The sequence below is a fragment of the Sphingorhabdus sp. genome, from assembly GCF_044239665.1.
Classification (GTDB): domain Bacteria; phylum Pseudomonadota; class Alphaproteobacteria; order Sphingomonadales; family Sphingomonadaceae; genus Sphingorhabdus_B.
Genome location: NZ_JBIIBA010000028.1, coordinates 20,758 through 28,282 on the forward strand (window position 1 = coordinate 20,758; position 7,525 = coordinate 28,282).

The window sequence follows — 7,525 nt, forward strand, 5'->3', positions numbered from 1 at the left end:
GTTTATGGCAGATAGGCCCGGCGCGTCTCTTGCAGCAAAATTGGGCCATATTGGTAAAAAATAAGATCAATCGGTACGGCGTACGAAATGCTTATGTCGACATAGCTGACGCCGTTGCTGGTCCCCCTGATCACCGCTGGCGTTGAAACCGTGCCATTGGTCATGCCGTATAGGCTGCTGGAGACAATCGTCCGAATTTGGGCATCCGTCATGGGCGTTGCGCCGATATAGACCGTTGTCGCGCGCGCGCCTGCGTCAATGGCATGCCGCAGCCCCGCATTGGCCAGCAAGATGAGCCCGAATTGCGCCATTCCATAAAATAACAACACAATAAGCGGCACCGCCAACGCAAATTCGGTGGCAGATGCGCCGGAGTCATTTTTGCGATATCTGGACAATAGCATCATTGAATCCGCACCGAAGCATCGCCCTCAACCCGAACAAAGCCATTGGCATCGGTGGGGAGAAAATTCCCGTAATTTACCACAGGCGAAAATTTGCCGCGAATGCCTACTTTGACAAATCGGGCGATCTGAGAGCCGGCCACTGTGCAGGTAGCGGTAAACGTACTTTGGACGACATTGTTGCACTCAAGCCAATAGGTCACGGTCACGTCGGAAACGTCAACATTTGCGGCCTGCGCCGCCTCGGCACGGCTTAAGCTATAGTCCGTCTTCACTCGTGAAAAAGCGGTGATCTGCTCCACGGCTCTGGCGGCCGCAGCTTCAACCCGCAGCTTTTCAGCAAAGCCCATCGCAGAATCGATCGCACCCAATAAAAGCAGCAAGCCCACTGGAAAAATAAGCGCCAGCTCAATGGTGCTTGTCCCGCTTCTATCCTGCCGGGCGGCGTTCAAAACTTTGATGATATGCGCCATCAAATCACCCGACCAGCCTGACTTGCGTGCCCTCAAAGGTATCCGCCGCCGTCCCGACGGGACAGTCGTTGGTAATCGTGGTGTTGCCTGTCATGACCACTTTGCGTGATACGATCTGCAGGCAATCGGTCGCAAATGTCGAGTTTCCGTTCAATGTGACGGTTTGTGAGGGCATATAAATTGCGCCCAGAAACGACCCCGATGCCCCACCGTTGAACACGTCATTCGTGGAGGCGGGCGCGCTGGGATCTTTGAAAAAGAGGACGCCCTTATATTTGCCGCTTGCCGGAGCCGCCATTTCAATATCTGCGCCGCCGTTCATTTTAACCTGTCCAATGGATGTCCCGGTTCCGGTCAAAATGATTGTAACGCCAAGGGCGGTAATTTCGGATTGGGCATTGGTTTCAAAATCACCGGCTTTGATATAATAAGTACCCGGATTCATGGTCAGCTTGCCGTGGACGTTGATACCATTGAAACAGCCGGGGTTGATCGTCACATTTTGCTTATTGCCGACGGTCAGCGCATTGCCGCTGCACACCACCGGTGCCTCTGCCGTTGGATCTCCAAGCGCCGCAAACGGATTGCGTTGCGGAATGGAATAAGGGACAAGTTGTGTCCCATTGGCGTAGTTCGCACTGGCGGGCACATTCCCCACCGCAGCAACTGGCGACGCCCGCACAACTGTTGAACCAGCTGCTATCACCGCGCTACCGCCTGTGGAATTACTGGCAACGCCGCAACCCAAATTGACGGTCGAATTGCCCGAAAATGTCACGCCATTGGCGGTCGTATCCTCAAGTGAAATGACGCAAAAGTCGCCATTATTCAACACTGCGGCAATTGCCTCCACTGCAATCAATGGCGGATCTGCCAAAAACATACTCGAAAAGGGAAGCGCTTTACTATAGGTCAAAACAACCTTGACCGCGCGTGGGTCACCGGCAAATTTTCCGGCTGTCGGCGCATTCTCAATGGTGACCCCAACCCCTAAAAATCCATCAAGCGTTTTGGCCAGATCATTATGGGCATTATCGCTGACGCTCTTGGCCTGCGCCTTGGCATAAGCGCCGTTCAACGCAGCCGAATCGGCACTGCGCTGCAATTGCTGCTTCATTAAAGTCCATTGAATAGTGTCGGTCCCAAGGCCCGCGAGACCGACCAGCAACGGCATGGAAAGACCCATAAGGATCAACACATTACCCCGTTCATTGGTGCATAGATTGCGTATGAAGTCGGTTAACTTACGCATGTTTATATCCCATGATGCCGGAAAATCCCTGCATTTACGCCGCTCTTTATCGCGTAATTTAGTTAACAACTGCTGTTAGAATTCGGTAAGCAAAAGCTTAAGGGCAGTTGGCGTATAGCGCAGCTACGGCTTGGCAGCATAAGGGCGGACATGGTGATTTTGCAGCAGGGACAGGGTTTGATTGGCATCGCGTTGATCCTGACGCTCGCTTGGGCCTTGTCCGAAGACCGCGCCGCTCGGCCTTCCTGGCGCTGGATTGTCGGCGCGCTTTTTGTGCAAATCGCCCTCGCGCTGGCGGTCACGCGCGTGCCGTTTATTTGGACCTTGGTCGGCTATGCCAATGATGCGGTCGCGGCAGTGGAAAAGGCGACATTGGTCGGGTCCAGCTATATGTTCGGCTATACCGGCGGCGCGCCGATCCCCTTTGTGCTCAAGCCCGGCGTGGAACAACCCGTCATCGTCGCGTTTCAAATCTTACCGCTCATCATCGTCTTTTCGGCGCTCTCGGCCCTTTTGTGGCATTGGGGCATATTGCGCGCGGCGGTCCGTGGCCTGTCTTGGGCATTGCGCAAAACCTTAGGCGTCAGCGGCGTCGTTGGACTGGGCGGCGGCGCGACCATGTTTTTGGGCGTTGTCGAATCCCCGCTTGTCCTGCGAGCGTGGTTTGAACGGATGAGCCGGGCCGAATTGTTCATGATCATGGTGTTGATCATGGCCACCATCTCCGGCGCTATCCTTGTCTTATATGCCACCACCTTGTCCAAGACCGTGCCGAACGCCGTTGGCCATATGATTGTCGCCTCGCTGATTTCCTTACCCGCCGCCGTGCTCATCGCGCGCCTGATGGTCCCTGGCGACGGCAGCATGAGCGCCGAGGATGCCAAGGCTGACCTGAAATATGAAAGCAGCATGGACGCGATCATCAAAGGCACGATGGAGGGCATCCAATTGGTGCTGGCCGTCATCGCCATCATCATCGTCGTATTTGCCTTAGTCAATTTGACCGACCAGTTGCTGGCCCTGCTACCCCAAATGGATGCACAGCCCCTCACCCTCAAACGCATTTTTGGCTGGCTGTTCGCGCCGTTAATGTGGAGCATTGGCATTCCATGGGACCAAGCCCCTGCGGCCGGCGCCTTGATGGGCACAAAGACCATCCTCAACGAATATGTCGCCTATCTTGATCTCGCCGCCCTGCCCGCCGATACCTTTGACGCGCGCAGCAAGCTGATCATCACTTATGCCTTATGCGGCGTTGCAAATCTTGCCAGCGTCGGCCTGTTGGTATCGACCATCGCCACCCTCGCCCCCGCACGGCGCGCAGAAGTGTCGGCGCTGGGTATGAAAAGCTGGGTCGCCGGTAATATGGCGTCCGCCATGACAGGCGCAGTCATTGGCCTTGTCACCTTGGCCTGAGCCGGTTCACCCAATCATGGCGCGTGGCTCGCCAGCCGTGGATGTAATTTAAGTGATCCTGACTTTAAGCGGATTGCAATTTGCTGTCGGGCGTCTTTGCCTTTAAGGCGTTGTCCAAGGTCATCGCTGGCGTCCGCCGCGTTACCATCACATCAAATGGATAATATAAGAATATGCCTTCATATAAAGAGCCGTCGTTTCAAGAGCGTGCAGCACTGGCCAATAAGGCGAAGCTGGATGCCGTTAATCGACTGCGCGCACAGCCAAAGCTCGACGAAGCAACGCTGGCCGCACGGCGCGCCGCCGCCGAAGCGCGCGAGCAAGCGCAAGCAAAAGCCCGCGCAGAAAAGCTGGCGGCCCGTGAACTGGAAAAGGCCGCGCGGCTGGAACGTGCGCAAATGTCGACAGAGCCCGCCGTGCCGACAAAAACCGACGAAGAGCGCAAGCGGGAGCGCGATGCCAGATATGCCGCGAGAAAAGGCCGCAAAGGCAAGAAATAGCTGGCCGCGGTGCTGCGACAAGCATTACCGCATTAAATTAAAAATATGACGTAGTTATCAAAAACCGACGAAGCGGACATTGCCTTCAACAGGTTCGCGCTGCCGCTCAAAACCGTTAACGGGCGCCTCGTCATTTCTATAGCCAATGGCGATACCGCAAAAGAAAATGTGGCTTTCATCGGAAACGCCAATAAATTCCTTGATGAGCTTTGCATGCATGGAGAGAAATTCCTGCGGGCAAGTGTCCAGCCCTTCTTCACGCAGCAATAGCATGATCGTTTGCAGCCACATCCCGACATCCGACCATTGCGGCGACCCCATGCGGCGGTCGAAATAGCACAGCAATACCGCAGGGGCATTGAACGACATCACATTATTATGCACAAAGTCGTTGCGCGCATCGCTGTCAGAACGGCCGATGCCCATCGCTTGATACATGGATGCGCCGACATGTTGAAGGCGCGCTTTGCATTCGGGGATAACCTCTGGGTCCGACCAGGAATATTCCGGCGGGTCCTGCATTGGCGACGCCAGCATTTTCTGCTGCAGTTCAGCAAGCGGCGCGCCGGTCAGGATCGTTGCTTCCCATGGTTGAAAATTACAACCCGATGGCGCCCATCGCGCCTTGTCCATAACCCGATGGAGTATTTCCAGGGAGACAGGTTCAGGTGTAAACGCGCGGATAGAACGACGCGAAAGTACGGCTTGGCTAACGGTTAATTGGTTCATGCCGTTTTCCCTGCATATCTAACGGCAATCGGTCAAGCCCAAGCAGCGTTCATCGACGCAGGGCAGATTATGTGATGACAGAAATTATCGAAAAAATGGTGCCGCCTATAGGATTCGAACCTACGACCCCCGCATTACGAATAATGCACAAATGTAGCAAATACAGTGCTTTTATCACATAGTTGTATAATTTGTTGTATAGTGTAAATTGGAAAAATACCCTATTTTCAATATGTTGGTCGTGTTTACCCGATCATATTTTATGTGAAATTACAGGCAGATAAGTCGCAGCGTCAGTTTAGCTGATGCTATAAATCCGCGAAATATTCACGTTGTCGGGCAACACGACCCACACATCACTTTATGGAAATACCATGTAGTTCCAGACGGGCAGATATAGTGGCTCTCCCGCAGATGTTAACGGTGTGACTACATCAACCACGGTACTACCGTGAGCTGGAGCAGTTGAGGGGGACAATGGACTTACAGAAATTGCGATGTTGGTCGTCAATTGCCGTCGGTCGCCAAAAGGTGCAGCGCGTCCATCGACAGAAGTTGATGCCCCGAAGACACCAAGACCGATTTGGTTCCAATTCAACTCAATCGCAGCCAACGGCACGAGTTCATCTCGCTGGTGCGTAAAGCCATATTGGCGCGCAGCGGGCGTTGCATTGGGCAAGTTTGTCCATTGAGCAGCCAAGCCATTTGCATTGCCAGTGTCACCTGGCCCCGAAAACATTGCTATGCGATCAAGGACATGCAGCTTGCCCATGAAAGCGGCATGTCCTGAACCTTGTGAATGACCTGCAACGGTTATGACCGACCAGTTCGGCGCCCCGCCCACAAGATATTGGCCCCAGCCTTCATTTGGATAGCCGCTATGCATATATGTCAGCAGTGCAACGAGGCGGCCTGTGATAGAGTTTGGTTGGGAAATTGACACCAGCGGACTTGTATCAATACCCGTGATAATTTCGCGGCGTACCTCGCCTGCGCAATCAGCTCGCGGCGAAAATGCACAGATTGTCCCAACCGCCTCATCATTTGGATAGGTCAAGCCTATGCTGTGAAAGCCACGCGCCGCTCCTGCCCTGACGATTAAGCGATAGAAGCGTGGGATCGCAGTAGTTCCAGGCAACATCACGAAAAGGCGATTTCGCATGGATGCCGATGCTGGGTTAATTGCAAAATGGGCTGACAAATTGTCGGTAAGCGCGGCGTTGGTTAGCGCTGGCGCTATGTCCCGTTCAGTGGATATCATGCTCGAAGGAGGTGGTGGTGGAGGCGGTGCAGTCGGAGGCGTAGGAGTGATAATCACTGGCGGCGGTGCGCTGCTCTGAGCAGTATCGCCGCCACACGCACTTAAGGAGAACACTATACCTAGCGCTAACAAACTGACTTTCGGCTTTCCCATACTTCACCTCTTACGTGCCGAGCAATTGCGCCTACATAACTCTTGGCTAGTGTCTGGGAAAATTATCAACACAATGCAACTGAATGAATACGCCCCCCGATCTGATACCCGCACAATGAGCTTTTGAGCGAACGAGCGTTAGGTGGTCGTGTCGCCATTGTCGGGCAACACGACCCACACATCACTTTGCAGTTTGATCGTGTTCCCGACAATCATAGCGCCCACTTGCGGACATTCATTATTTCATCGTATGTTTTGAACATGAACATTCCCATCGACACGCTAGAATCGGCTCATCGCCATTCCAGCAAACATCAAGCAGAAATCGAACAAAGTGAGATTTGTGCATGCTTCTCTTGCTGCAAATCGTTTTCAGCAAGCGACATAGACGAATGGCTCGATGATGAAGACGGAACTGCGCTCTGTCCAAATTGCGGCATAGATGCAGTGATCGGCTCCGCTTCTGGCTTTCCCGTTGCAGACGCGGACTTTATCTGTGCGATGCATAAGCACTGGTTCAACTAAGCGTCTGTCTTCCGCCTAGATATGACGCATCAATTTTACGCAACCATAGTTTCTGCTGCCAATTCCGTTGCAGTTTCCGAAACCGAAATTGTCTCACTTAGGCGGCGGGGTGGTGTCTGGAAAACGCCCTTCACCAGCGTTGTGAACGAGTGCCTTTGCTTCACGCAGACAACGACTGACGCTTGCCAGCACACGGTTGCGATGATCCGCATCATCCCGCGTTCCTGATGTTCGATCAGCCATGCCCGTGAGAATGCCGAGTTCGTACAACGAGGCAGTTGGATTTGCCTTTCGAGCTTGTAAAGCAATCAATCTATCATGCAGCGCAGTCAGCACAGGCTTCGTGAATACAGGATATGCAGCAAGGCTGAATGAATCAGACGCAGTGTTCGAATGCTGACGTTGTCGCCTGGCAAATGCGAACGCTTCCTGAAGTTTCTTGCGAAGCTCAGCCATTGTACGGTCGATATCGCCCGTCACAGGAATACTCAGCAAAACACGATCTTCAGCGACGGGTTCGGTTGGGAGCGATGGATAGCTGATAATTTCAGCCTCAGGCGGCTCGCAGAATAGTAATCGAGCACCACCCTTCCACCAGTCCATAAATGATGAACCACGCACATCGCCGAAGTCAGCAAACAGCTTGCTCATCGGACCTTCACCGTTTGCGTCACAGCACGATATGTAATACCAACCTGCATTGATCACAACTCACTGGCCCATTTACGATGGCCGATGGTCATAATGCGCCAAGGCTGATCTATGAGTTTGTTCCACGCCTCGCAGCAGAGGTCGACGATATTGTCGTGGGA

The 7,525-nt window shown here is 53.5% G+C and carries 10 protein-coding genes; 4 read left to right on the forward strand and 6 right to left on the reverse strand.

Annotated elements, in window-relative coordinates; all coding sequences use genetic code 11:
- Positions 1–2 precede the first annotated feature (2 nt).
- From ACILP3_RS08780 to ACILP3_RS08790, 3 genes are read right to left on the reverse strand one after another with little or no spacing between them, the layout of a single operon-like run.
- Positions 3–407 carry a TadE/TadG family type IV pilus assembly protein gene (locus ACILP3_RS08780; protein WP_395616266.1) on the reverse strand — a complete coding sequence of 135 codons (405 nt, stop codon included), beginning with the start codon at positions 405–407 and terminating at the stop codon, positions 3–5.
- Positions 404–913: a TadE/TadG family type IV pilus assembly protein gene (locus ACILP3_RS08785; RefSeq protein WP_395616267.1), complete on the reverse strand. Its 510-nt coding sequence runs from the start codon at positions 911–913 to the stop codon at positions 404–406. Before ACILP3_RS08785 ends, ACILP3_RS08780 begins: the two co-directional genes overlap by 4 nt.
- Positions 882–2,129: a pilus assembly protein TadG-related protein gene (locus ACILP3_RS08790; RefSeq protein ID WP_395616268.1), complete on the reverse strand. Its 1,248-nt coding sequence runs from the start codon at positions 2,127–2,129 to the stop codon at positions 882–884. The genes ACILP3_RS08785 and ACILP3_RS08790 overlap by 32 nt, the downstream gene beginning before the upstream one ends.
- Before the next feature lie 150 nt (positions 2,130–2,279).
- Between ACILP3_RS08790 and ACILP3_RS08795 the strand changes: the two genes are divergently transcribed.
- Both ACILP3_RS08795 and ACILP3_RS08800 read left to right on the forward strand, forming a co-directional pair.
- Positions 2,280–3,545, forward strand: a complete 1,266-nt coding sequence (locus ACILP3_RS08795; protein ID WP_395616269.1) for a NupC/NupG family nucleoside CNT transporter — start codon at positions 2,280–2,282, stop codon at positions 3,543–3,545.
- A gap of 173 nt (positions 3,546–3,718) precedes the next feature.
- On the forward strand, positions 3,719–4,045 hold the full coding sequence (locus tag ACILP3_RS08800; RefSeq protein WP_395616270.1) for a DUF6481 family protein: 327 nt from the start codon (positions 3,719–3,721) through the stop codon (positions 4,043–4,045).
- A gap of 57 nt (positions 4,046–4,102) precedes the next feature.
- On the opposite strand, the gene ACILP3_RS08805 is transcribed toward ACILP3_RS08800, so the two are convergent.
- The gene (locus ACILP3_RS08805) at positions 4,103–4,774 is read right to left on the reverse strand and encodes a nitroreductase (protein ID WP_395616271.1); all 672 of its coding nucleotides are present in this window, start codon (positions 4,772–4,774) and stop codon (positions 4,103–4,105) included.
- A 361-nt stretch (positions 4,775–5,135) separates the two neighbouring features.
- Positions 5,136–5,936, reverse strand: a complete 801-nt coding sequence (locus tag ACILP3_RS08810; protein ID WP_395616272.1) for a BPSS1187 family protein — start codon at positions 5,934–5,936, stop codon at positions 5,136–5,138.
- Between ACILP3_RS08810 and ACILP3_RS08815 the strand changes: the two genes are divergently transcribed.
- Both ACILP3_RS08815 and ACILP3_RS08820 read left to right on the forward strand, forming a co-directional pair.
- Positions 5,935–6,114, forward strand: coding sequence for a hypothetical protein (locus ACILP3_RS08815; protein WP_395616273.1), 180 nt, complete (start codon positions 5,935–5,937; stop codon positions 6,112–6,114). The genes ACILP3_RS08810 and ACILP3_RS08815 overlap by 2 nt on opposite strands.
- A gap of 197 nt (positions 6,115–6,311) precedes the next feature.
- Entirely contained in the window at positions 6,312–6,713 is a 402-nt protein-coding gene (locus ACILP3_RS08820) for a hypothetical protein (RefSeq protein ID WP_395616274.1), read from the forward strand.
- 93 nt (positions 6,714–6,806) lie between these two features.
- Here ACILP3_RS08820 and ACILP3_RS08825 read toward each other — a convergent pair whose 3' ends face one another.
- Positions 6,807–7,364: a hypothetical protein gene (locus ACILP3_RS08825; RefSeq protein WP_395616275.1), complete on the reverse strand. Its 558-nt coding sequence runs from the start codon at positions 7,362–7,364 to the stop codon at positions 6,807–6,809.
- Between the last annotated feature and the right edge of the window lie 161 nt (positions 7,365–7,525).